The following is a 24,374-nucleotide window of genomic DNA, read 5'->3' on the forward strand; positions in this document are numbered from 1 at the left end:
CCGCAAGGACGCGGAATGGAGGACAGGACGATGACGGAATTGACGCACGCTGCGACGAACGGCAAGGCCGCGCAGACGAAAGCGGCAGCCGTCAAAACCCTGGCCAATACCCGCCGCACCGGTTTGACCGCCCAGGGCCTTTACGATCCGCGCAACGAGCACGATGCCTGCGGTGTCGGCTTCATCGTCAACATGAAGGGCGCGAAGTCGCACACGATCGTCGAGGACGGGCTTTCCATGCTCGAAAACCTGACGCATCGCGGCGCCGTCGGCGCCGATCCGCTGATGGGCGACGGCGCGGGCGTGCTGGTGCAGATTCCCGACGGCTTCTTCCGCGAGGAGATGGCCGCGCAGGGCGTCGAGCTGCCGCCGGCGGGGCAGTATGGCGTCGGCCATTGGTTCATGCCGCAGGATGCCGCGCTGCGCGCCCATGTCGAGGACATCATTGCCGAATCGGCGCAGTCCGAGGGGCTGCCGCTGCTCGGCTTCCGTGACGTGCCGGTCGACAATTCGTCGCTCTCCAAGGCCCCGGATATCGTGGCATCCGAGCCGTTCCACCGGCAGGTCTTCATCGGACGCACGGCCGACATTCCCGACGACGAGGAGTACGAGGCCAGGCTCTATCTGCTGCGCAAGGTCATATCGGGCCGCATCTACGCCGAGAACGACAACAAGGACATCGGCGCCTACTGCGTGTCGCTGTCGGCGCGCACCATCGTCTACAAGGGCATGTTCCTGGCCTATCAGGTCGGAGCCTATTACAAGGACCTGTCCGATCCGCGCTTCGAAACGGCGCTGATCCTGGTCCACCAGCGCTTCTCCACCAACACCTTCCCCTCGTGGAAGCTGGCGCATCCCTATCGCATGGTCGCGCACAATGGCGAGATCAACACCGTGCGCGGCAACAACAACTGGATGGCGGCGCGCCAGGCGTCGGTGGATTCGGAGCTGTTCGGCAACAACATCTCCAAGCTCTGGCCGATCTCCTATGAGGGCCAGTCCGACACCGCATGTTTCGACAATGCGCTCGAGTTCCTGTTCCAGGGCGGATACAGCCTCAGCCACGCCATGATGATGCTGATCCCGGAAGCCTGGGCCGGCAACAAGCTCATGGACGCCGACCGCAAGGCCTTCTACGAATACCACGCGGCGCTGATGGAGCCGTGGGACGGGCCCGCCGCGGTCGCCTTCACCGACGGGCGCCAGATCGGCGCCACGCTCGACCGCAACGGCTTGCGGCCAGCGCGCTACATCGTCACCGACGACGACCGGGTCATCATGGCGTCGGAGGCCGGCGCGCTGCCTGTGCCGGAGGAAAAGATCGTCCAGAAGTGGCGGCTGCAGCCCGGCCGCATGCTCTTGATCGATCTTGCCAAGGGCCGCATCGTTTCCGACGAGGAGATCAAGTCGGAGATCGCCACCAGGCATCCCTACAAGACCTGGCTCGCCAATACGCAGCTCATCCTGGAGGACCTGAAGCCGGTCGAGCCGCGCGCGCTGCGCAAGGATGTCAGCCTGCTCGACCGCCAGCAGGCGTTCGGCTACACCCAGGAAGACACCAAGCTCTTGATGTCGCCGATGGCCACCACAGGCCAGGAAGCCGTCGGTTCGATGGGCACCGACACGCCGATCTCGGCAATGTCGGACAGATCGAAGCTGCTCTACACCTATTTTAAGCAGAACTTCGCCCAGGTCACCAATCCGCCGATCGATCCGATCCGCGAGGAACTGGTGATGAGCCTGGTGTCCTTCATCGGCCCGCGGCCCAACATTTTCGACCTGGTCGGCAGTTCGCGCCGCAAGCGGCTGGAAGTGCGCCAGCCGATCCTGACCAATGGCGATCTCGAAAAGATCCGCTCCATCGGCCACACCGAGGATCGGTTCGACACCAAGACGATCGACATCACCTATGCCTCGATCGAGGGCGCGGCCGGCATGCAGGGCGCCATCGATCGGCTGTGCGAGCGGGCGGAAGCGGCGGTCGCCGGCGGCTACAACATCATCATCCTGTCCGACCGCCAGCTCGGGCCGGACCGCATCGCCATTCCCGCGCTTCTGGCCACGGCCGCGGTGCATCATCATCTGATCCGCAAGGGGCTGCGTACTTCGGTCGGGCTCGTCGTGGAATCCGGCGAGCCGCGCGAAGTGCATCATTTCTGCTGCCTCGCCGGTTACGGCGCCGAAGCGATCAATCCCTATCTCGCCTTCGACACGCTGCTCGACATGCACAAGCGCGGCGAATTGCCGGAAGAGGTCGACGCCTACGAAGTCGTGTCGCGCTACATCAAGTCGATCGGCAAGGGCATCCTCAAGGTGATGTCGAAGATGGGCATCTCGACCTACCAGTCCTATTGCGGCGCGCAGATCTTCGACGCGATCGGGCTGAAGACCGATTTCGTGGAGAAGTATTTCACCGGCACCGCCACGCTGATCGAAGGCGTCGGGCTGGACGAGATCGCTGAGGAGACGTTCAGGCGTCATACGGATGGTTTCGGCAACGATCCGGTGCTGCGCAACAGCCTGGATGTCGGCGGCGAATACCTGTTCCGCATGCGCGGCGAGGCGCATATGTGGTCGCCCGACGCGGTCGCCACCTTGCAGCATGCCGTGCGTCAGGGGTCTTGGGAGACCTTCAAGGAGTATTCCGCGCAGATCGACAGCGAGACGGCGCGCGCGCAGACCATTCGTGGCCTGTTCAAGATCAGGCTGGCGGAAGATACCGGCCGCAAGAAGGTCCGTCTCGACGACGTCATGCCGGCGGCCGAGATCGTCAAGCGTTTCTCGACCGGCGCGATGTCGTTCGGCTCGATCTCCAGGGAAGCGCATACGACGCTGGCGCGCGCCATGAACGCCATCGGCGGCAAGTCGAACACTGGCGAGGGCGGCGAAGAGGCAGACCGCTATCTGCCGCTGCCCGGCGGCGGCAAGAACCCCGAACGTTCGGCGATCAAGCAGATCGCTTCCGGACGGTTCGGCGTGACGGCCGAATATCTCGTCAACTCCGACGTCATGCAGATCAAGGTGGCGCAAGGCGCCAAGCCCGGCGAGGGCGGCCAGTTGCCCGGCCACAAGGTCGACGCCACCATCGCCAAGGTCCGGCACTCGACGCCCGGCGTCGGCCTGATCTCGCCGCCGCCGCATCACGACATCTATTCGATCGAGGATCTGGCGCAGCTGATCTACGATCTGAAGAACGTCAACCCGGCGGCCGACATTTCGGTCAAGCTGGTGTCGGAGGTCGGGGTCGGCACGGTCGCGGCGGGCGTCGCCAAGGCGCGCGCCGACCACATCACCATCTCGGGCTACGATGGCGGCACGGGTGCCTCGCCGCTGACGTCGCTCAAGCATGCCGGCAGCCCGTGGGAGATGGGCCTTGCCGAGACGCACCAGACCCTGGTGCTCAACGGTCTCAGGTCGCGCGTGGCGCTGCAGGTCGATGGCGGATTGCGCACAGGCCGCGACGTCATCATTGGCGCGCTGCTCGGCGCCGACGAGTTCGGCTTCTCGACCGCGCCGCTGATCGCGGCCGGCTGCATCATGATGCGCAAATGCCATCTCAACACCTGCCCGGTCGGCGTGGCGACGCAGGATCCGGTGCTGCGCAAGCGCTTCAAGGGCACGCCCGAGCACGTCATCAACTTCTTCTTCTATGTCGCTGAAGAGGTGCGCGGGCTGCTTGCCGAAATGGGCTTCACCCATATCGACCAGATCATCGGCGACGCCGATCTCCTGGAAAAGCGCGACGTGATCCAGCATTGGAAGGCGCGCGGGCTCGACTTCTCGAAGATGTTCTACAAGCCCGATGCGCCACATGAGGCGGTGCACTGGACCGAGCGGCAGAAGCACCCGATCGACGACGTGCTCGACCGCAAGCTGATCGAGCTGGCCAAGCCGGCGCTGGAGGCCAAGCAGCCGGTCAAGATCGAGGTCGACATCCGCAATGTCGATCGTTCGGCGGGCGCCATGCTGTCGGGCGAGGTGGCCAAGCGCTTCAAGCACAAGGGCCTGCGCGAGGATACGATCCAGGTGAAGCTGACCGGGACCGCCGGCCAGTCCTTCGGCGCCTTCCTGGCGCGCGGCATCTCCTTCGAGCTGGTCGGCGCCGGCAACGACTATGTCGGCAAGGGCCTGTCGGGCGGCCGCATCATCATCCGGCCGCCGGATGAAGCCAAGATCGTCGCGGCCGAGTCCATCATCGTCGGCAACACGGTGCTCTATGGCGCTACCGAAGGCGAGGCCTATTTTGCCGGTGTCGCCGGCGAGCGCTTCGCGGTGCGCAACTCGGGCGTCGTCACCGTCGTCGAGGGCGTCGGCGACCATGGCTGCGAATACATGACCGGCGGCATCGTCGTCGTCATCGGCAAGACCGGCCGCAACTTCGCCGCCGGCATGTCGGGCGGCGTTGCCTATGTGCTGGACGAGGCGGGCGATTTCGCCGAGCGCTGCAACATGGCCATGGTCGAGCTGGAGCCGGTGCCGGAAGAAGACGACCTGATGGAAAAGCTGCTGCATCATGGCGGCGACCTCGACCACAAGGGCCGCGTCGACGTCTCGGGTGACATGACCAGCCATGACGAGGAGCGGCTCTATCAGCTGATCTCGAACCACGTGCACTATACGGGTTCGGTGCGCGGCCGCGAGATCCTCGACAATTGGGCGGCGTTCCGGCCGAAATTCCGCAAGATCATGCCGGTCGAATACCGCCGCGCGCTGATCGAGATGGAACGCATGCGCATGAGCGTGGCGGCCGAATAGATCTTCGCAAAGGCCGGGAAGCCCAGGCTTCCCGGCTCCATGTCACTGATAATTTGACCTCTCGCGGAAGGTTGCCACGGCTGCCTGAAGAGGTTAACGGGTGCGGCGAAAACCGCACCATCTGGACAGCAGGAACTGGACTATGGGCAAGGTAACAGGCTTTCTCGAGATCGACCGGCAGGTGCACAAGTACCAGCCGGCCTCCGACCGCATCCGGCATTTCCGCGAGTTTACGCTGCCGATGTCGGACAAGGAGGTCGAGAAACAGGCCGCGCGCTGCATGGACTGCGGCATCCCGTTCTGTCACGGGCCGACCGGCTGCCCGATCCACAACCAGATCCCGGACTGGAACGACCTCGTCTATAACAGGGACTGGGACAATGCGATCCGCAACCTGCATTCGACCAACAATTTCCCCGAATTCACCGGCCGCATCTGCCCCGCGCCTTGCGAGGAAGCCTGCACGCTGAACCTCGAGGACATTCCGGTGGCCATCAAGACGGTCGAGCAGGCGATCGCCGACAAGGCCTACGAGAACGGCCATATCAGGCCCTATCCGCCGGAGAGGAAGACGGGCAAGCGCGTCGCCGTCATCGGCTCCGGCCCGGCCGGCATGGCCGCCGCCCAGCAGCTCGGCCGCGCCGGCCATGATGTCCATGTCTACGAGCGCGAAAGCCGGCCAGGCGGGCTGATGCGCTACGGCATTCCGGACTTCAAGATCGAGAAGCACTATATCGATCGTCGCATCGAGCAGATGCAGGGCGAAGGCGTGACCTTCCATTGCGGCGTCAATGTCGGCATCGACAAGCCCGTGGCCGAACTGCTCGCCGAGCATGACGCGGTGCTCTATTGCGGCGGATCCGAGACCCCGCGCGCGGCCAATATCCCCGGCGACGATCTCGGCGGCGTCTATGACGCGATGCCCTATCTCGTGCAGCAGAACCGGCGTGTCGGCGGCGAGCCGATCCAGTCGGTGGCGTGGCCGTCGCACCCGATCATCGCCAGCGGCCAGCATGTCGTCGTCGTCGGCGGCGGCGATACCGCTTCCGACTGCATCGGCACCGCCTTCCGCCAAGGCGCCGTGCGCGTCACGCAGCTCGACATCCGTCCGCAGCCGCCGGAGAAGGAAGACAAGCTCGCCGTCTGGCCCTACTGGGCGACCAAGATGCGCACCTCCTCCTCGCAGGCCGAGGGCGCCGAGCGCGAATTCCAGGTGGCGACACTCGAATTCATCGGCGAGGAAGGCCAGCTGACCGGTGTCAAATGCTGCGAGGTCGACGACAAGCGCCGACCGATCGTCGGCACCGAGTTCGTCATCCGCGCCGATCTCGCCTTCATCGCCATCGGCTTTGCCGGGCCGGCCATGGCCGGCGTGGTGTCTGAACTGGAAGGTGAGATGAAGATCGTCACCGACAGCCGGCGCTCCCGCAATGTCGAGGCCAATGACCGCGACTACCGGACCAGCGTCGACAGGCTCTATGCCGCGGGTGACGTGCGTCGGGGCCAGTCGCTGGTGGTCTGGGCGATCCGCGAGGGTCGGCAGGCGGCGCGTTCGATCGACGAGGCATTGATGGGTTCGAGCGTCCTGCCCCGCTGAGCCCGTTTGGAAACTCTACTGCTGCGGCCATAAGGCGTTTTCTGCGCTTCCGGTGCTCCCGTACCCAAAAAGTACGCTCGCTCCGGTTCTTGAAAACGCCATCCTATGGCTCGCAGCAGCGGGTTCCGAAAACCGGTTTCGGCCCTCCGCGCTGCTAAGGAGTGATGGCCGTCGTCGTGCCAGCCGCGGCGGCCGCGGCTGCCGGATTTGTCTTCGGCGGCCAGGCGAAATCGTCGGCGCGGCCGGGCGAAGCCACCGGCGCCTTGCCCTCGACCACCAGTTTTTCGCCGGGCAGGCCCGGGTTGGCCTTCGCGGGCGGTCCGGCGCCGAGCAGTTCCGTGCCGCCGTCGAGCGCCGGATCGCTGAGCAGCATCGGCGCGGTGCGGTCAATGACGATGGGAGCGGCGGCCGGCGCCGGCGCCTCGACCGGCGCGCCGGCAGGAGCAGCGGTCGGGGCGACGCTTCCCGGCGCGGCCAGGCCCAGGACCTTCATCAACGGCTTTTCGGTATAGAAGGCGAGCTTGCGCTTGCCGGCCTTCGACATGTTGATGCCGTCATCGGAGCGCAGCCGCACGGGCTGGCCGTTGATGTCGGGGCCACTGGTGACGAAGGCGCCGTTCTCGTCGACGAATCCATCCCAGATATCGACGAATTCGCCGCCATGGCTTTCGGCCGCCTGACGGTAGATGTCGTTGAAGGCGAGCATGTCGGATGTCATCTTCGAAACCCTGAACGCCGGCATGCCGACCCACAGGAAAGGCACCTTAGCCGTGGCGATGGCCTTGCCGAACGCTTCGGTGCGACGTTCGTATTCCTTGGTCCAGGTCTCGGAACGGGGCTGCTCGCGCACATCCCCCACCTTCATCGGCTGGCGGTCGTTGGAACCCAGCATCACGACCACGGCGGCGGGCTTTTCGGTCTCTATCAACGATTTGATCTGTTCCGGCCAATTGTAGAAATCATCGCGCACGAAGCCCGACGAGCCATTGGAGCGAACGACGATCCTGACGCCGGTATTCTCGGCAAAGGCGGTATCTAGACCTTCGGCGAGCCCGGCCGCCATGAAATCGCCGACCACCAGGACGACCCGGGCGTCCGGCGCCTTCTCGGCGATCGGGATTTCCGGTTCCGCGGGCGGACGCGGCGCGCGCGGCTTTTTTGCCTTGGGCCTGGGCCTTGGTTTCTGGATGTCCAGCGGCGGCTCGATCCGCTCGCTGCGGCGCGGGAACAGAAGGTCACGCAATGACCAGCCGCGGCCTTGCTGCTCCTGCGCCATGGCGGGCGCATGGAAGGCGCCTGCCATGGCGACGGCGAGCACGGCGACGGCCAGGAACAGCACCAGCATGCGGGGAATGAAGGTCCCGATGCGCGCAGCCCAAGCCAATCGCTCCTCCTCAGTTCATGACAGGCCCTATTTTTGCCTGAGCCATTTTAGCACTTCCATGCTCGGATAGCCGTCCTGGGTCAAGCCGACCTTTGCCTGATAGGCCATGATGGCCGACTTCGACCCGTCGCCGATCTTGCCGTCGAATTTGCCGTCATAAAGGCCGTGCTGGGAGAGCCGCTTCTGCAATTCCTGCCTTTCCTCGAACGTCAGCTTGGTGAAAGGCCGTTTCCAGTCCTGTACGAGGCCGCTGGAACCGGCGATCTCGTCCGCAAGAAGGCCAACGGCGAGCGCGTATTTGTCGGCATTGTTGTAGGCCTTGATGACCGAGAAATTCCTGATCATCAGGAAAGCGGGGCCGCCGCGGCCATCCGGTACTTTCAACGTCGCCTTGTCGCTGAGGTTCCTGAACGGCTTGCCGCTCGCCCTGACCACGCCGAGCGCCTGCCATTGCGCCAGCGTCCTGGAGCCTGCGGGCAGCTTGCCGGCCGGCAAGGCCACCTCGTAGCCCCAGGTCTTGCCGGCCTGCCAGCCATTCTTCTTGAGCAGATTGGCTGATGTCGCCAGCGCATCGGGAATGGAATTCCAGATGTCGCGCTTGCCGTTGCCGTCCATGTCCACGGCATAGTGCTGGTAGCTGGTCGGGATGAACTGGGTCTGGCCCATGGCGCCCGCCCAGGAACCCATGAGGTGGCTCTCGTCGATGTCGCCGGTCTGGAGGATCTTAAGTGCGGCGACCAGTTGCGTGCGGGCATATTTCGACCGCTTCTGATCGCCATAGGCCAGGGTCGCCAGCGAGCGGACGACATTGCGCATGATGTCGTCGCGCTTGAGGATCTCGCCATAGTTGGATTCCATCGACCAGATGGCCAGCAGGACGTTGCGGTCAACGCCGAACCTCGCCTCGATCCTGTCCAGCCACGGCTTCCATTTCCTGGCCATCTGCTGGCCGACCGCGACCGACTGGTCGTGGACGCGGTTGTCGAAATAATCCCAGGCGGGCGCGGTGAATTCCGGCTGGGTTCGGGCTTTTTCCAGCACCACCGGATCGGGTTCGTCGATGCCCCTGAAGGCGCGGTCATAGACGGCGCCGGAAACGCCCCCCTGCACCGCGGTGGCGCGGAAGCCGGCGACCCATTGCCGGAAGCCGGCATCGGCGAAGGCCGGCCCGGCAGGCATCAGCATGGCGAGCGAGAGGCTGGCGGCCGTCATGACGCTGGTGAAACGCTTTGCGGCATTGTGAACGGACATCTTTTCCTCCTTCTCCGTCTTGGGAAAGACCATTCATCGCCGAACCAGGTTAGGAATTGGTTTACCATAGGCCGCCCCTGGAACGAAAAGGCGCCTCGATGCTTCTACCGGTGCAAGTTTCCCTTCATCCGCCCGATAATCCTCAATTCCGGCGTGAAAATGTCGCGGGGCGGGATTGCGGAGCCGGCCTGCAAACGGATAATTGAAGGCATGAAGAGAGTTCGCAAGGCAGTTTTCCCGGTCGCAGGTCTCGGCACGCGGTTTCTCCCGGCCACCAAGGCCGTCCCCAAGGAAATGCTTACCGTCGTCGACCGGCCCGTCATCCAATACGTGGTGGACGAGGCGCGCGAGGCAGGCATCGAGCATTTCATCTTCGTCACCGGGCGCAACAAGGCGGTCATCGAGGATCATTTCGATATCCAGTTCGAGCTCTATGACACGCTCGCCCAGCGTGGCAAGGACGACCAGCTCGCCAGGCTGCAGCGGCTGCAGCCCGGGCCGGGACAGACCAGCTTCACTCGCCAGCAGGTGCCGCTCGGACTTGGCCATGCCGTCTGGTGCGCGCGCGAACTGGTCGGCGACGAGCCGTTCGCGCTGTTGTTGCCCGACATGATCATGCAGTCGGAAAAGAGCTGTATGAGGGACATGGTCGACCTCTATGCCGAGACCGGCAACAACATCATCGCGGTTCAGGAATGCGATCCCGCCGAAACCCATAAATACGGCATCGTCGGCCGGGGCGAAGCCACCCATCATGGCTTCCGCATCACCGAGATGGTGGAAAAGCCGAAGACCGGCACCGCGCCCTCCAATCTCTACATCAATGGCCGCTACATATTGCAGCCCGAGATTTTCAAAATCCTCGAAGGCCAGGAGAAGGGCGCCGGAAACGAGATCCAGCTCACGGACGCAATGCTGAAGCTGGAGAAGCAGCAGCCCTTCTACGGCTACCACTTTCAGGGCCGCACCTTCGATTGCGGATCGCCGGAAGGGTTCGTCGAGGCCAATGTGGCCTTCGCGCTCTGGCGCAACGACATGAACCAGAGCATGGCCGGCGTTATCCGCAGGCTTCTCGACGAGATGGCGCCTTCGGAGGACGTTGTGGCGGCGCTTTAAGGGAGGCGCTGTCTGGCCGATGTCTCGGATGCGGCACGCAGCTTAGCGGCCCGCGCTTACCGCTGCACCTTCAAGCCGAGATAGATGCTGTTGGCGGTGTAGTCGCGGCCAGGCAGGTTGCTGGTGAGCTTCTCGGTCCTGGCGCGGGTGGTGAGGCCGGCATAGCGGTTCAGCCACCATGTCAGCCCGGCTTCGGCGCTCAGCACCCTGTCATGGCCGTCTATGCCGATATAATCGCGCCAGTCCAGGCCCAGCGCGGCATTGCCGGTCAGGTTGGCGCGGATCTGGCGTTCGGCCGTGAGGCGGCCGGAATAGAGGATGTCGCCGCTTTCACCTGCGGTGGTCGTGGGCTCGACCGTGGTCCGCCCGGTCAGGCCGATCGTGGTGCCGCGTTCGGGCGACCATTTCAGGTCGGCGTCCACGGTGGCACCCGCGATCGCCCCCAGGCGGTCGTCGTCGATCGCTTCCCGCAGCCAGCCGGCCGAGAACTCGCCGGCGAGCTTCTCGCCCATGTCGAGCTCGAGGCCGGCGCGGGCACCAAGCCGCGTTGATGAACGCTCGAAACCTTCATTGTCGAAGCGTTGATCATAGGCCCTGCGCCCGAGCTCGATTTCGGTGAAAGGCGTAAGGGCAGGGGAGATTTCGTAGCCGGTGCGCAAGGTCGCCGTATAAAGCGTGGAGTTACGATCCTTCTGCGACAGCGAGGTGTCGTCAGAAAGCTTGGCATCGCCATAGAAGTCGTGCGAGACCGCGCCGGTCAAAGTGTATTGCGCCTTGCCGACGTCCTTTTCGATGCCGAGGCTGCCGTCGATGGTCTGGCGCAGCGGTTGCTTGCTGACGCCTGCAATGGCGTCGGGCGACGAGGCCGATTCCGGCACGGCCTCGTAACCGAGCTTGGCGACGGCGCGTTGCTCGTTGTCGAGGTCGACATTGAGCTGGCCTTCGATGCGGCCTTGCTCATTGTGAACCGGGTAGCCCGAGACGGTCTCGCGGAAGAGGCCATAACCATCAATGGTCGCGGAGTTCTCGCGCCAGTCGGAGGCGGCGGAAAAGCGCAGTGCCGTCTCGGACAGCAGCGCCGCTTTGCCGGCACTGCTGGAATCGCCGTTCGAGGTGGCGGTCAGGCCCTGCTCCAGCGTCGGCCTTATGACGAAGGAGCCCCATTTGATGCCTGGAGCGGCGAACGGATCGTCCTCGATTTTCTTCTTCTGCCCTTCGATGGAAGCGGTGCGTTCGGCGCCCGGATCGAGCTGCTGCCGGTCGACGCTGTCGATCGTGACGGCGCGGCGGTTGGCGGTCTCCTGGTCGGTGCCGGTGCCGGTGCCGGTGACGGTGGCGTCGGCATCGTCGGCCGTGCTGGCGGTCGTGGTCGCGTCGGTCGTCGCGGTGGTGTTCTTTTTCTTTGTCTTCGCCCTGTCGGCGGCCTTGTCCGCATTGGCCTGCCCGGTGGCCGATGGCCGGCGTGGTTTGGGCGGAGGCGGATTGTCGGCGGTCACGTCGTCACCGGCCGCCGGCGGGTCGAAGATGCTGCCAGTGGGCGAGGCGGCACCGCTATCGTCAGGAGCAGCGCCGGCGCTGGCGGGCAGATAGGTGCGCGACGGCGTGTCGTCCTGACCGGCGGCATTCGCTGGCTGCTGTTGACCCTGACCGGCTATGGCGGCCAGTCTCGCTTTGCGCTGCTGGTCGGACAGGATCGCCGATTCCGAGACCTCGCCGCGCAGCTCCGTTTCCTGGGCGAAGGACAGCGTCGGTCGCGGCAGGCCGAAGATGCTGGTCGCCAGCAGCAAGGCGCAGGCAGCCTTGCTCTTTCGCCTTCTCGTCTTTTCTGACTGGGCCCCGGACATCGCCACCACTGCTTGCGCGGCGCGAGCGCGCGCCATACTTACCGAACCGTAAATGGGGATGGTTAACGGAGGGTTGAGGCGGGGGGCGATTGCTTTTCCAAGCGCTCATTGTTCCAGGCCTCGACATTCGTGACCTTGCGCTTCGTTCATTCGAACCGCTCTCCTAGACGGTCGGGGGAGGCATTTCCGTTGGACAGGCGCGGCACAAAGCGCTAATCGCATCGGCCATGGATGCGCGATCCCTCGACAAGAAGCCGTTGGACAGACAGGCCTCGATCGCTTCGGCGCTAAGAACGGTGGCGACCGAACAGGCGGGAGTGGCAGCGCTGGCCGAGGCGCTCGAAAACGGGCTGGCGAAGCCCTTTGCCGAAGCGGTCGACATGATCTCGAGGATCGAAGGCCGGGTCATCGTCACCGGCGTCGGCAAAAGCGGCCATATCGGCTCGAAGATCGCCGCGACCCTGGCCTCGACCGGAACGCCGGCCTTTTTCGTCCACCCCGCTGAAGCCAATCACGGCGATCTCGGCATGATCGCCAGGGACGATGCCATCATCGCCATGTCATGGTCGGGCGAAAGCAAGGAGATGATGGGCATCGTCGCCTATTCCAGGCGCTTCTCCATCCCGCTCATTGCAATCACGTCCGGTGAGACATCGGCGCTGGCGCGCGCCGCCGATGTCGTGCTTTTGCTGCCGCGTGCGCCGGAAGCCTGCCCGCATGGCCTGGCGCCGACGACATCGGCACTGCTGCAACTGGTGATGGGCGACGCACTGGCGATCGCCCTGCTCGAGGCGCGGGGTTTCACGCCCGATCATTTCCGCACCTTCCATCCCGGCGGCCAGCTCGGCGCCAACCTGATGCAGATCCGCGAGATCATGCATGTCGGCGAGAGATTGCCGCTGGTCGTTTCGGGCACCGGCATGCAGGACGCGATCCTGGAGTTGTCGCGCAAGGGCTTCGGCTGCGTGGCGGTCACCGCCGCCGACGGCGCGCTGATCGGCATCGTCACCGATGGCGACATCAGGCGTCACATAGGCAGCAACCTGACAGCGATGACCGTCGATCAGGTGATGACGAGATCTCCCAAGACCGCGGCGCCGGACACGCTGGTGGCGACCGCACTGCAGACGATCAACAATTCAGCCATCACCAGCCTGATGGTGGTGGAGGGCAACAAGCCCGTCGGGCTCGTCCACCTGCACGATCTTTTGCGCATCGGCGCTGCGTAGGGCAGTTCACCGTTTCACGGAAACGGCGAACTGCTCTATCTCTTTGTTTCTGCACAATTCCGGACGGAAAACCGTACACACTTTTCCTGGAATTGCGCTAGCGCGGAGCCGGTTTCACACTCGCTCGACGGTCAGTTCGAGATCGGTGTCGGCGGCTCCGGTGACGCGCACCTGGGTGCCGGCCGGCAGGTCAGGGCCAGAGACGCGCCACAGCGTGTCGCCGAGCTTGATGCGGCCGCGGCCGTCGCGGATCGGCTCGGCCAGCGTCGCCATCCTGCCGATCATCTGCGCCCCACGGCGGTTGAGCAGCGGCTGGTCGGTCGGCTCGTCGCGTCCGCCGATGAGTTTCTTGCCGACCAATGCCGAGACCAGCGACAGCGCGAGGAAGACGAGCACTTGGACCTGCCAGGTCCAGCTGGCCGCATCCCAGACCAGCAGCGATACCGCGCCCACGATCAGCGCGGCGATGCCGGTCCACAACATGAAGATGCCCGGTGCGATGATTTCCATCGCCAAAAGCACGAAGCCCAGAACCATCCAGTTCCACGGGCCGAGTTCGGAAACGATGCGGTCGATCATGGTTTTGATCCACTCACAAAGGCATTAGTTGTCGCTCGGCCTGACGACCGGAGGTCGTGAGACCTGCCGCTGCGTGCCGGACGGCCCGTCGCCCTTGAACACTTCCCTGGCGATCTCGCCGATGCCGCCCAGCGAGCCGATCAGCGACGACGCTTCGAAAGGCATCAGCACGATCTTGCTGTTGGTGGCCGAACCGATCTTGCCCAGCGCTTCGGTGTATTTCTGGGCGACGAAGTAGTTGAGCGCCTGCACATCTCCCTTGGAGATCGCTTCCGACACCACTTGCGTGGCGCGGGCTTCCGCTTCGGCGGAGCGTTCGCGTGCCTCGGCATCGCGGAAGGCGGCTTCCTTGCGGCCTTCGGCCTCGAGGATCTGCGACTGCTTGAGGCCCTCGGCGGCAAGGATCTGCGCGCGTTTGTTGCGTTCGGCCGTCATCTGCCGGCCCATCGATTCGATCAGGTTGGCGGGCGGATTGATGTCCTTGATCTCGACGCGGGTGATCTTGATGCCCCAGGGATGGGCCGCTTCGTCGACCACGCGCAGCAGGCGCTCGTTGATCGCGTCGCGGTTCGACAGCAGCTCGTCGAGGTCCATCGAGCCCATCACGGTGCGGATGTTGGTCATGGTCAGGTTGAGGATGGCGTTCTGCAGGCCGGAAACCTGGTAGGCCGCCTGCGCCGCGTTGAGGATCTGGAAAAAGGCGATGCCGTCGACGCCGACGATGGCGTTGTCGCGGGTGATGATCTCCTGGCTCGGGACATCGAGCACCTGCTCCATCATGTTCAACTTGGCGCCGATGCGATCGATGAACGGCACGATGAGGTTGAGGCCTGGCGACAGCGTTTTCGTGTAACGGCCAAAGCGTTCGACCGTATAATTGTAGCCTTGCGGGATTGTCTTTATGCCTTTGAACAGCACCAGCACGACAAGAGCGACCAGAACAATAATCGCGATATCGAAACCACTGAAATCCATTTGGCTCTCCCTCAAGAGGCAAGCCATGGGAGCCATTCTCCCGCAGCCGGCTTCAGCAAACACTTAAGTGTGTTTCAACAACGTTACAATCAGGTGATGAGGGATTGTTTGTGTCGCTGCTGCCGGTGGCTGAAGGCGAACAGGCTTGCGTCCGTATCTTCCGATCCGGCGATGGCGGCAGAAACGATTTCGGATGCGATTTGCGAGAAGGCGATGCCGTTGCCGCCATAGCCCATCACGGCCTGGATGCGCGGATGCCCAGGGATGGCGCCGATATAGGGCAGGCCGGTGGTTGTGGTGCCGAAGGAGCCGGTCCAGGCAAAATCGGGCCTGGTGTCCAGATCCGGGAACAGGCGGCCGAGCTTCCTGGCCAGTCTCAGGCTCTTGCCGGCGATCAACGCGTCACGCCGTTCCTTGTCGATAAAATCCTCGTCTTCGCCGCCGCAGATCACCCTGCCGTCGGCTGTCGCCCTTGCATAAAGATAGGGGTCCGACGCTTCCCAGATGAGGGCCGCGTCCGGCCAGATCTTTCGCGGCTGCGAGCGTGTGGCGATGGCCCATGTCGAGATGACGCGGTGGGCGGCTGCCGGCACGATGTCGGTCAACTCGTAGCCGGTCGCGAGCAGGACGTGCTGCGCGGTGATTGTGGGGCCGCCCCTGGTGGCGACGACGACCTCCTTGGCGCTGTCTTCGATCGTGGTCGCCTCGACCGGGGCGTAGAGGCGCGCCTTGCGCTCCAGCGCTTTCAGCAGCAATCCGGCGGTCAGTTTGCGCGGATCGAGCGCGATGTTGCCATGGCTGAGGATGGCGCCGTCGCGCTCGATGCCGAATCGCGCAGCCAGCGGCGCAGGGGCGAGATAGGTCGCGGCGATGCCCGCCTGTCGCCGCGCCTCGGTCTCGTCACGCAACTGCGATGGGCCGAGCACGGTACCGGCCAGATAGAGGGAGGGGGCGCGGCTCAGGCGGCAGTTGATGGAGAGCTCGGCTATGCGGCCGGCAAGGTTGGAAACGGCCAGACGCGAGCGCCGCCAGGCCTGTTCCGCCGAGGCCTTGCCGATCATCCTGCCGAGTGCCGTCAGCGGCTGGTCGATCTCGAACTGCACCAGGGCGGTGGTCGCCGACGTCGACCCTCTCAGCGGGCCGCGCCGGTCGATGCAGACCACCGAATGGCCGTCCGCCGTCAGCGCTTCTGCGATCATGGCGCCGCTGATGCCCATGCCTATCACCAGCACATCGGCCTTGGCGTCACGGGTCAGAGCGCTTGTCGGGACAGCGGGTGCCCGATAGGCGGACCAGACTGGCCGGCCGCTTCTGAGGTCGAGCTTGCGGGGCATCGATGGTCTCCGGAGGGCGCGCCTCAACGCCCCGGAACGTCCATTGTTCCCGGTTTCAGATCCAGCCGGACAGTTCGCGCCGCACCATCGCCTCGATCACCGCCATGCCTTCGGGACTGTCGTTGAGGCAGGGGATGTGCGCGAATCTTCCGCCGCCGGCATGATGGAAGGTTTCCGCCGCCTCGCGGCCGATCTCGTCCAACGTTTCGATGCAGTCGACGGAAAAGCCGGGGTTGACGATGGCAATCGATTTCACGCCGTCCTTGGCCAGTTTCTCCACCGTCTTGTCGGTGTAGGGCTGCAGCCATTCCTGTGCGCCGAAACGCGACTGGAAGGTGGTGATCAGCTTCTTCTCGTCCCAGCCGAGCCTCTCGCGCAGCAGCCGTGTCGTCTCGAGGCAATGCTCGCGGTAAGGATCGCCTCTGTCGGAATAGGGTTTCGGGATGCCGTGATAGGAGGTGATGACCACCTCCGGTTCGAAATCGAGGCTGGCCAGATGCCGTTCGATCGAATGGGCGAGCGCCTCGATATAGACCGGTTCGGCATAGTAGGGCGGCACGCTGCGGACGGCAGGCGCCGCACGCATCTTCATCAGCGCCCGGAACAACTGGTCATTGGCAGTCGCCGTGGTGGTGGCCGAATATTGCGGATAGAGCGGAAAGGTCAGGATGCGGTCGCAGCCCTGCGCGACCAGGCTTTCGGCGACGCTCGCGGTCGAGGGATTGCCGTAGCGCATCGCCCAGCCGACGACCACGTCGGGCAGGTCGCGCAATGCCACGGTCAGCTTCTCGGCCTGGGCGCGGGTATAGGTGCGCAGCGGCGACTCGTTGTTCTCGCGATTCCAGATCCTGGCATAGTTGGCGCCCGACTTCTTCGGTCGCGTGGTCAGCACGAGGCCATAGAGGATCGGATACCAGATCGCCTTGTTGAGTTCGATGACGCGCGGGTCGGACAGGAATTCGCGGAGATAGCGCCACATCGGCCTGAAATCGGTGCCGTCCGGCGTGCCGAGATTGACCAGCATGACGCCGACCTTGCCCGCCTTGGCCGGCGAATGTCCGGCCGGTCTCGGTCCCACGGTCCTCGCGGGCTTGGCGTCGACAGGGATGGAAGGCGGCATTGCGGGTCTCCGAACACGGCGCGAAAGTAGCGACGCCGCGCTGCTTTTCAATGCAGCGTCTGGCCGCACCTTACCAAAAACAGGACGCCCGCCCTGTTTCGGCGGGTGTCCCTGCGCGCAAAGGCGAAGGCGGTTACCTCGGCGGTATGGTCAAGGTGGCGCCGACCGGAAGCCGGCGCGGCTCGTAGCCCTTGTTGGCTTCGGAAATGACTTTCCACCTGGTGCCGTCGCCATAGGCCTTCTTTGCCAGGTCCCAATAGGTATCGCCGGCGACGATGACATGGCTGGTTTCGGCCGGTGCGGCCTCGGCGGGCTTTGCCGGCTCAGCCGGCGCGGGTGTTGCCGGGGCAGGGGCGGCTTCGGCAGGCTTTGCCGGTTCCGCAGGTGCTGGCGTTGCCGGAGCGGCAGGCGTTGCCGGTGCGGGCGCAGGCGCGGCCTCGGTCGACACGGCCGGCGGCGTGTTGGCGATATCGCCGGAGTTGGCAGGCAGATCGGGCATTGCTTCGGCTGGCTTGGCGGGCTCCGCCGCAGGCGCGGCCGCTGTCGTCGCGGCGATCTCGGTGATGCGGCCGTCGAGCTTGGGCGTGTAGGGCCGGTGCGCGCCGAGATAGTCGGCGACCACCTGTTCGAGGCCGGGGCCGTAATCATAGGCGTTCTTGGCCTTTTCGGCGAAAACCTTGTAGCCGTCGCCGCCCTGGCGGACATAGTTGTTGGTGGCGACCAGATAGTCCTTGTCGGGATTGAGCGGCGTCCAGGCGCCGTTCTCCATCACCTCGACAGACTTGACGCGGCCGGCATTGGCCGGGGCGGATTTGTCGAAGGCGTATTTCAGGCCGGCCACCTGCGGGAAGCGGCCGGCGCCGTCCTCGACCTGGCTGAGACCGCTTTCGAGCCCGGCAACGAGGTCCTTGCCCGAGATCTGGAAGGTCGCCAGCGTGTTCTGGAAGGGCAGCACGGTCAGCACCTCGCCCATGGTGACGGTGCCCTTGTCGATCGAGGCGCGCAGGCCGCCGCCATTGGAGATGACGATCTCGACGCCCTGTTCCTTGACGCGGTCGAGGATGGCGTCGGAGACGAGATTGCCCATCGCGCATTCGCGGGCGCGGCAGCTCTCGCGGCTGCCGTCGATGACGTCAGTCGTCTCGGCCACTTCCTTGTTCTTCAGCGCTTCGATCGGCGCGCCGAGCTCCTTTATGCGGGCGAGCACGGCGGGATCGGGCGTGATCGACTTGTCGAGGAGGATCGGGTCGCCGCTCGCCGACTTGACGACGCCATTGTCGTCGAACACGACCTTGAACTCGCCGAGATATTTCGAATAGGACGCCGCCTGCACGACCGGCACCTTGTAGCCGTCCGGATTGTCGACCATGGTCGGATAGGGGCCTGCCGCCTTCGGATCGGTGTTGGACAAAAGCGTATGGCTGTGGCCGCCGACGACCACGTCGACGCCCGGGATCTTCGCTATGACATCGCGCTCCCTGTTGTAGCCGATATGGGTCACGGCAATGATCTTGTTGACGCCCTCTCCCTTCAGCTTCTCGACCTCGGCCGTGATCGACTTGACGTCGTCCTCGATGGCGATGTTGGGGCCGGGAGTGGCGAGTTCGGGCGTATCGTTGGTGACGGCGCCGATGATGCCGATCTTCTGGCCGCCGACCTCGACGACGATGGACGGCTTGACGCGGTCACCGAGCTTGGACTGCGCGTTGGCTTTCACATTGGCGCCGAGCACGGGGAACTTGATCATGTCGAGGAACGGCGCCAATGCCGTTTCGCCGTCGTCGAATTCATGATTGCCGAGCGCCATGGCATCGAACTTCATGTCGTTGAGGAACTCGCCTTCGGCCTTGCCCTTGTAAGTCGTGTAGAACAGCGAACCCTGAAAATTGTCGCCGGCGCTGAGCAACAGCACGTTCTGGCCTTCCAGCTTCTTGCGCTCCTGCGCGATCGCCGTGACCAGCCGGCCGGCTCCGCCGACGCATTCGCCCTTTGTCTCCTCGTCCGCCGAGCAGGTGGATTCGTATTTGTTGTTGCTTTCGATGCGGCTGTGCCAATCATTGATGTGCAGGATATTCAGCGTGTAGTCGGCAAAAGATGCGCCGGCCGACAGGCCCAGCGTCGACGCGGAAAGGGCGGCAATGGCGGCAAGCTTTTTCATCTTCGTCTCCCGGATAGGCTGATCAGAGCCGTTTAGCGCTCTTGCTTGACCGGTCTCTAACAGCCGGCTTTTTCAGCCATGTTCCCATCGCGTTCCGGAGCATGCAAGGGGAAATCGGGGCAAAATCCCGTTGATCCCTGCTGGGCACAAAAAAGGACGGCGGCCATTGGCCGCCGTCCTTTGCAGGTCTGAATGCCTGGTGGTTCAGGCGCGCCGGGTCAGCACGAAATTCTGGCCGGAGCCGCTGGTGCAGTTGAGCTGGCTGGTGGACACCAGCAGGCAATTGAAGCTCACCGGCGTCTGCCGGATCAGCGAGGTACCGTGGATCTCGACCGAAGTGGCGCCGGTCATCGTATAGGTGCCGTCGGACAGCTTCTGGCCGGTATCGGTCGCTACCGTGGTGAAGGTTCCGCCGGCAAAGGTCGAAAGACCGGTGCCCTTGGCGTCGATCCAGGAGCCTTCGACGCCCTTCGGCGCGGCCCCTATCGACGGCTCGTCGGGACCGCTGGTTGCACAAGCGGCCAGCCCCACCATCGTGGCCGCCGCAACACTCATCGAAAGAATCTTGCGCGCAATGGTCATGTAAAAATCCTCTCCTCGCCCGTCGGCCCGAAATCGGAAAACGACTTTCGGAAAGCACGGTGCATGCATCCAAGTTTCAAGAGCGCAGTTCATGCGTCCAGATGGACGCGGCTTGCTCCCGTCCGCATCCTTCAATCGCCCGATTTCCGGGCGATTGCAAGGCAGTGAGGCATGCTTGGCGCGACGCTATCGCACCAGGATGTTGCGGAATTGCCACGGGTCGTTCCGGTCGAGGTCCTCCGGAAACAGGCCGGGCCGATTATCGAGCGGCGTCCAGTCGGTATAATAGCCCTTCACCGGTCCGAGATATTGCGACTGCACGTCCAGACAGCGCTTGTAGTTCATCTCGTCGGCCTCGACGATGCCGGCTTCGGGGTTCTCCAGCGCCCAGACCATGCCGGCCAGAACCGCCGAGGTGACCTGCATGCCGGTGGCGTTCTGGTAAGGCGCCAGCTTGCGCGCTTCGGCGAGCGACAGTTGCGAGCCGTACCAGTAGGCGTTCTTGTCATGGCCGTAGAGCAGCACGCCGAGCTCGTCTACGCCGTCGACCAGTTCGTTTTCGTCCAGCACATGGTGTACCGGTTGCGCCTTGCCGGCAGCGCCGAACATTTCATGCAGCGACAGCACCGCGTCGTTGCAGGGATGATAGGCGTAGTGGCAGGTCGGGCGGTACTGAACCTTGCCCTTTTTGGACCGCACGGTGAAGAAGTCGGCGATCGAGATCGCCTCGTTGTGGGTCACCAGGAAGCCGTATTGGGCACCTGGCGTCGGGCACCACGAGCGCACGCGCGTGTTGGCGCCGGGCTGCTCCAGATAGATTGCGGCCTTGGAACCATGTTTGTGTTTCTTGCCGTTCTTGGGCATCCATTTCTCATGCGTGCCCCAGCCGAGTTCGGCGGGCTGCAGGCCCTCGGAGATGAAGCCCTCGACCGACCAGGTGTTCCAGAACACCTCCATCGGCTTCGGCTTCTTGGTGCGCTGGGTGTCGCGCTCAGCGATGTGGATGCCCTTGACGCCGGCCTTCCTCATGAGCTTCGCCCAGCCCTCGCGGTCTTCCTGCGCGGGTTCCGAAAACTCGAGGCCGAGATCGGTGGCCAGGTTGACCAATGCCTGCTTGACGAACCACGAGACCATGCCCGGATTGGCGCCGCAGGTGGAGACCGCGGTCGCGCCGCCGGGCTTGTCGTGCTTTTCCTTGAGCAGCGACTCGCGCAACGCATAGTTGGTGCGGCTGGCATTGTCGGCCTCGGCATCGAAATAGAAACCGAGCCATGGCTCGACGACCGTGTCGATGTAGAGCACGCCGAGCTTGCGGCAGAGCCGCATCAGATCCACCGAGCCGGTGTCGACCGACAGGTTGACGCAAAAACCCTGGCCGCCCCCATTGGTCAGAAGCGGGGTCAGGAGCTTCTTGTAATTCTTCTCGGTCACCGCATCCTGCATGAAGGTGATGCCGCGCTCGTCGAGCAGCGCGCGGTCGGTGCCGAGCGGGTCGATGACCGTCATGCGCGATTTGTCGAACTTGAAATGGCGCTCGATCAGCGGCAGCGTGCCCCGTCCGATCGAGCCGAAGCCGATCATCACCACAGGGCCGGTGATCTCACCGTAAACGGGCCAGTTTTCATTCGCCATTTTATCGAGCACTCCTTCAGACAGGTGCAAACCCGGGCATTCTCGCCCAACGGGCATGCGCTACATCACAGATCATTGTCATAAACCAGTGAAAAGCGCCAACCGCCGGTCAGGCGGCGTTCGCCATTTGGTTAAGGACGCCGACCAGCCGGTCGCGGTCTGATGTCAAGCCCTTGTAATCGAGCTGGGCGATGTCGAGCGCTTCGAGCTGGGCAGCGAAAGCCGGAGCCAGCGTTGCCCGGTCGGGGTGATGCGCCAACGCCGCCAGCGGGTCGAGATGAATGCGGATGGTGAACAGGATGTCGCCCGAGACGGGCAATTTTCGAAGCGTCTGCCGCTCGACGCGGATGAAGGCGTGGGCATTGGCGTCGCCATCGGCAAATCGCGACGGGCGGCTGGCGGCGCGCTCGATTCGCTCGACATTGGATAGCGGATGGTAGAGCGCATCGCCCGATTGAATCGACCAGTTGTAGCGCTCCACGGCCTGGCCCTGGAGGCCGTCGAACATGCGGTTGATCAGCTCGGCCGGCCGCGTGCCAGGGCCAAAACCCGGCACGGGCGCATGTATCTGCTGCAACGGCTTGCCGAATTTTTCGAGCAGCGACCAGGACGAGGGAAAGCAGAGCGAGCCGGCGGCGAGCCGCCAGCCGTCTTCGCCGCGGCGCATCAGGATCAGGTCTTCCTGGACGAGCAGCGAGGCCGCGACAAGCGGCGCCTTGGCGAAGTCGCCCTCGGGATTGCCGGCGGCGCCGATCACCTCGACCCCGCCACTGGCACGCCGATGGGTCTCGGGAAATGCCCGCGGCAAGTGCGCTTCGAGCAGGTCGAGCACTTCGCGCTGGGCATCGCGCGTGCCGTCTTCCTCGACGAACACCCGGCCGGGCATTTCGGCATAGAGGCGGCGCTTCTCGGCGAGGAACGGCAGGAGATGTTCGTCGACTTCGATCCAGTCGGCCAGGGCAAGCGGCTTCAGCCCGATGGTGAACAGCTTGGACGAGCCATCATAGGGCGTGTGGGTGGGCAGGGATGTCATGCTTCAGATCAGCTTTGCCGGGATCAAGCCGCGCAGTGAATTGCCGACATAGAGCGCCCTGGCGGATTTCAAGTCGTCAAAGCTGTAGATCGCTTCGCGGGCGCGGCCTTCATCCAGAAGCGCGCCGCGCAATACGCCAGGCAGCAGCCCGCAATCGAGGCGGGGCGTCAAAAGCATGCCGTCGCCGAAATCGGCGAAGACATTGGTGATGGTGCCTTCGCACATCTCACCAAGTTCGTTGGCCAACAGCACTTCGTCAGCCTGGGTGATGAGATATTCAGCGCGGGCATGCGTGTAGACCTGCCGGCGGCTGGTCTTGTGGCGCAGCAGCATGTCGTTCGAATCGAGCCTCGTGCGCGCCAGCCGCAGCGTCCAGACCTTATCGGCGGCGAGCGGCTCATAGGGCTGGACCGAGGCGGCCGCGTCGCCACTGCGCGCCAAAGCCAGGCGCGTGCGCAAGGCGTTGCGCGCGCCGTCGACAGCCTTGCCCAACACGTCGCCGATCCTTTGCGGGTCGCAGGCAAAACCGAGTTCGGCCGCCGAACCATAGAGGCGCGCCAGATGCCGCTCCAAGCGCAGGAAGCCCATGGGCGGCTCCCAGCGCATGGTCTCGATCAATTCGAAACCGGCGGCGTTCCCGTCGCGAAGCGGGCTTTCAAGAGACACTCCTGATACTCCTCCTGCGCGGTTGAATCGAAGACGATGCCGCCGCCGACATTGTAGACGGCCTCGCCGCCGGGAAAGAGCGAGATGGTGCGGATCGCCACGGAAAAGCGCATCGTGCCGCCGGGCGCGATCCAGCCGATGGCGCCGCAATAGACATCGCGGGGCGTGCCTTCAAGGTCATGCAGGATCTCCATGGCGCGGATTTTCGGCGCGCCGGTGATGGAGCCGCAGGGAAACAGCGCTGCAAAAATCTGGCGGATCGTGAGGCCTGGCAGCAGCTTCGCCCTGACGTCGCTCACCATCTGGTGGACGGTCGGATAGGTCTCGATGCGGAACAGCTCTGGCACTTCCAGCGTGCCGACTTCGCTGATCAGCGAGATGTCGTTGCGGAGCAGGTCGACGATCATCCGGTTCTCGGCCTGGTTCTTCTCGTCATTGCGCAGGAAGGTTTTCTGGCGCTCGTCGTCGGCTTCCGTCGCACCACGCGGCGCCGTGCCCTTCATCGGATGCGTCTCGACCATGCCCTGGGCGTCGATCTCGAAGAACAGTTCGGGTGAGCGCGACAGCACGACCGGATCGCCAAGCGAAACCAGGGCACCATATTTCACCGGCTGGCGTTCGGTCAGCGCGTCGAAGGCGGCGAGCGGATCGCCCGACCATTGCGCATGCACCGGGAAGGTCAGGTTGCCCTGGTAGCAGTCGCCTTGCCTGATGTGCCGGTGCAGCCGCGAGAACCGCTTCTCGTAATCCTCGAACGACCATGTCGCCCTTGCATCGAAGATCGGGCCGTTGGTCGCCGCCGCCTTGCGGGGCGGCACCGGCTCTTGCACCGGCGCGTCAAAGACGCCCAGGCAGACCAGCGGGGCACGGCGCCCGGCCGGCAGCAACGGAACCAGCTTCGGCTCCAGCAGGTAGCCCGCCTCGTATGAGAAATAGCCGGCAAGCCATTTGCCGGCGTCATGCGCGGCCTGGGCCGCCTGCAGCGTGGCCGAGAAATCCCGGGCCTCGTGCGCCGTGATGATGTCGTCCGGTCGGTCGAAAACGAGCTGGCGCGCGCTTTCGTCATTGCGGAAAATTGCGGCGGGCAGGGGCATGGAACTCGGCGCGTGGATCGATGAA

The 24,374-nt window shown here is 64.2% G+C and carries 17 protein-coding genes; 4 read left to right on the forward strand and 13 right to left on the reverse strand.

The window, feature by feature from the left end; all coding sequences use genetic code 11:
* The first annotated feature begins 30 nt into the window (after window positions 1-30).
* Entirely contained in the window at window positions 31-4,755 is a 4,725-nt protein-coding gene (gene gltB, locus FJ942_RS04555) for a glutamate synthase large subunit (RefSeq protein WP_140897283.1), read from the forward strand.
* Between the two features lie 142 nt (window positions 4,756-4,897).
* Window positions 4,898-6,352: a glutamate synthase subunit beta gene (locus FJ942_RS04560; protein WP_140897284.1), complete on the forward strand. Its 1,455-nt coding sequence runs from the start codon at window positions 4,898-4,900 to the stop codon at window positions 6,350-6,352.
* Window positions 6,353-6,506: 154 nt separating this feature from the next.
* On the opposite strand, the gene FJ942_RS04565 is transcribed toward FJ942_RS04560, so the two are convergent.
* Window positions 6,507-7,736: a DUF459 domain-containing protein gene (locus tag FJ942_RS04565; RefSeq protein ID WP_140897285.1), complete on the reverse strand. Its 1,230-nt coding sequence runs from the start codon at window positions 7,734-7,736 to the stop codon at window positions 6,507-6,509.
* Window positions 7,737-7,763: 27 nt separating this feature from the next.
* Window positions 7,764-8,987, reverse strand: coding sequence for a lytic murein transglycosylase (locus tag FJ942_RS04570; protein ID WP_140897286.1), 1,224 nt, complete (start codon window positions 8,985-8,987; stop codon window positions 7,764-7,766).
* 201 nt (window positions 8,988-9,188) lie between these two features.
* On the opposite strand from FJ942_RS04570, the gene galU reads away from it, so the two are divergent.
* The gene (galU, locus tag FJ942_RS04575; protein ID WP_181165245.1) at window positions 9,189-10,103 is read left to right on the forward strand and encodes a UTP--glucose-1-phosphate uridylyltransferase GalU; all 915 of its coding nucleotides are present in this window, start codon (window positions 9,189-9,191) and stop codon (window positions 10,101-10,103) included.
* Window positions 10,104-10,159: 56 nt separating this feature from the next.
* Here the strand turns inward: galU and FJ942_RS04580 are convergent, their stop codons facing one another.
* Window positions 10,160-11,947: an outer membrane beta-barrel protein gene (locus FJ942_RS04580; RefSeq protein WP_181167716.1), complete on the reverse strand. Its 1,788-nt coding sequence runs from the start codon at window positions 11,945-11,947 to the stop codon at window positions 10,160-10,162.
* A 227-nt stretch (window positions 11,948-12,174) separates the two neighbouring features.
* Between FJ942_RS04580 and FJ942_RS04585 the strand changes: the two genes are divergently transcribed.
* A complete protein-coding gene (locus tag FJ942_RS04585; protein WP_140496281.1) occupies window positions 12,175-13,176 on the forward strand; it encodes a KpsF/GutQ family sugar-phosphate isomerase in 1,002 nt (333 codons plus the stop codon).
* Between the two features lie 114 nt (window positions 13,177-13,290).
* Here FJ942_RS04585 and FJ942_RS04590 read toward each other — a convergent pair whose 3' ends face one another.
* The 10 genes from FJ942_RS04590 to FJ942_RS04635 form a co-directional block, all read right to left on the reverse strand.
* Window positions 13,291-13,755, reverse strand: coding sequence for an NfeD family protein (locus FJ942_RS04590; protein ID WP_140496280.1), 465 nt, complete (start codon window positions 13,753-13,755; stop codon window positions 13,291-13,293).
* A 24-nt stretch (window positions 13,756-13,779) separates the two neighbouring features.
* The gene (locus tag FJ942_RS04595; RefSeq protein ID WP_140513683.1) at window positions 13,780-14,730 is read right to left on the reverse strand and encodes an SPFH domain-containing protein; all 951 of its coding nucleotides are present in this window, start codon (window positions 14,728-14,730) and stop codon (window positions 13,780-13,782) included.
* An 89-nt stretch (window positions 14,731-14,819) separates the two neighbouring features.
* Window positions 14,820-16,064 (reverse strand): FAD-binding oxidoreductase, encoded by a 1,245-nt coding sequence (locus FJ942_RS04600; RefSeq protein ID WP_140513682.1) that lies wholly within the window; start codon window positions 16,062-16,064, stop codon window positions 14,820-14,822.
* A gap of 55 nt (window positions 16,065-16,119) precedes the next feature.
* Window positions 16,120-17,184, reverse strand: coding sequence for a ferrochelatase (gene hemH / locus FJ942_RS04605; RefSeq protein WP_140566191.1), 1,065 nt, complete (start codon window positions 17,182-17,184; stop codon window positions 16,120-16,122).
* A gap of 133 nt (window positions 17,185-17,317) precedes the next feature.
* Window positions 17,318-19,342, reverse strand: a complete 2,025-nt coding sequence (locus FJ942_RS04610; protein ID WP_140816726.1) for a bifunctional metallophosphatase/5'-nucleotidase — start codon at window positions 19,340-19,342, stop codon at window positions 17,318-17,320.
* A gap of 204 nt (window positions 19,343-19,546) precedes the next feature.
* Window positions 19,547-19,924, reverse strand: a complete 378-nt coding sequence (locus FJ942_RS04615) for a hypothetical protein (RefSeq protein ID WP_140496275.1) — start codon at window positions 19,922-19,924, stop codon at window positions 19,547-19,549.
* Between the two features lie 186 nt (window positions 19,925-20,110).
* The gene (locus FJ942_RS04620; protein WP_140496274.1) at window positions 20,111-21,556 is read right to left on the reverse strand and encodes a homospermidine synthase; all 1,446 of its coding nucleotides are present in this window, start codon (window positions 21,554-21,556) and stop codon (window positions 20,111-20,113) included.
* A 109-nt stretch (window positions 21,557-21,665) separates the two neighbouring features.
* Complete coding sequence (locus tag FJ942_RS04625; protein ID WP_140897287.1) at window positions 21,666-22,589, reverse strand: DUF3445 domain-containing protein; 924 nt, start codon at window positions 22,587-22,589, stop codon at window positions 21,666-21,668.
* A gap of 3 nt (window positions 22,590-22,592) precedes the next feature.
* The gene (locus tag FJ942_RS04630; protein WP_140897288.1) at window positions 22,593-23,255 is read right to left on the reverse strand and encodes an aminotransferase class IV family protein; all 663 of its coding nucleotides are present in this window, start codon (window positions 23,253-23,255) and stop codon (window positions 22,593-22,595) included.
* A complete protein-coding gene (locus tag FJ942_RS04635; protein ID WP_140897289.1) occupies window positions 23,204-24,349 on the reverse strand; it encodes an aminodeoxychorismate synthase component I in 1,146 nt (381 codons plus the stop codon). The genes FJ942_RS04630 and FJ942_RS04635 overlap by 52 nt, the downstream gene beginning before the upstream one ends.
* Window positions 24,350-24,374: the final 25 nt, after the last annotated feature.

Origin of the sequence: Mesorhizobium sp. B2-4-2 (genome assembly GCF_006442845.1) — a bacterium.
In the GTDB taxonomy this organism is placed as follows: domain Bacteria; phylum Pseudomonadota; class Alphaproteobacteria; order Rhizobiales; family Rhizobiaceae; genus Mesorhizobium.

Coding starts and splice junctions, on each gene's coding strand:
- FJ942_RS04625 (WP_140897287.1), bottom strand. CDS start 22,589: ATGACATCCCTGCCCACCCACACGCCCTATGATGGCTCGTCCAAGCTG.
- FJ942_RS04600 (WP_140513682.1), bottom strand. CDS start 16,064: ATGCCCCGCAAGCTCGACCTCAGAAGCGGCCGGCCAGTCTGGTCCGCC.
- FJ942_RS04595 (WP_140513683.1), bottom strand. CDS start 14,730: ATGGATTTCAGTGGTTTCGATATCGCGATTATTGTTCTGGTCGCTCTT.
- FJ942_RS04590 (WP_140496280.1), bottom strand. CDS start 13,755: ATGATCGACCGCATCGTTTCCGAACTCGGCCCGTGGAACTGGATGGTT.
- FJ942_RS04560 (WP_140897284.1), top strand. CDS start 4,898: ATGGGCAAGGTAACAGGCTTTCTCGAGATCGACCGGCAGGTGCACAAG.
- FJ942_RS04580 (WP_181167716.1), bottom strand. CDS start 11,947: ATGTCCGGGGCCCAGTCAGAAAAGACGAGAAGGCGAAAGAGCAAGGCT.
- FJ942_RS04615 (WP_140496275.1), bottom strand. CDS start 19,924: ATGACCATTGCGCGCAAGATTCTTTCGATGAGTGTTGCGGCGGCCACG.
- FJ942_RS04635 (WP_140897289.1), bottom strand. CDS start 24,349: ATGCCCCTGCCCGCCGCAATTTTCCGCAATGACGAAAGCGCGCGCCAG.
- hemH (WP_140566191.1), bottom strand. CDS start 17,184: ATGCCGCCTTCCATCCCTGTCGACGCCAAGCCCGCGAGGACCGTGGGA.
- FJ942_RS04570 (WP_140897286.1), bottom strand. CDS start 8,987: ATGTCCGTTCACAATGCCGCAAAGCGTTTCACCAGCGTCATGACGGCC.
- FJ942_RS04610 (WP_140816726.1), bottom strand. CDS start 19,342: ATGAAAAAGCTTGCCGCCATTGCCGCCCTTTCCGCGTCGACGCTGGGC.
- gltB (WP_140897283.1), top strand. CDS start 31: ATGACGGAATTGACGCACGCTGCGACGAACGGCAAGGCCGCGCAGACG.
- FJ942_RS04585 (WP_140496281.1), top strand. CDS start 12,175: ATGGATGCGCGATCCCTCGACAAGAAGCCGTTGGACAGACAGGCCTCG.
- FJ942_RS04620 (WP_140496274.1), bottom strand. CDS start 21,556: ATGGCGAATGAAAACTGGCCCGTTTACGGTGAGATCACCGGCCCTGTG.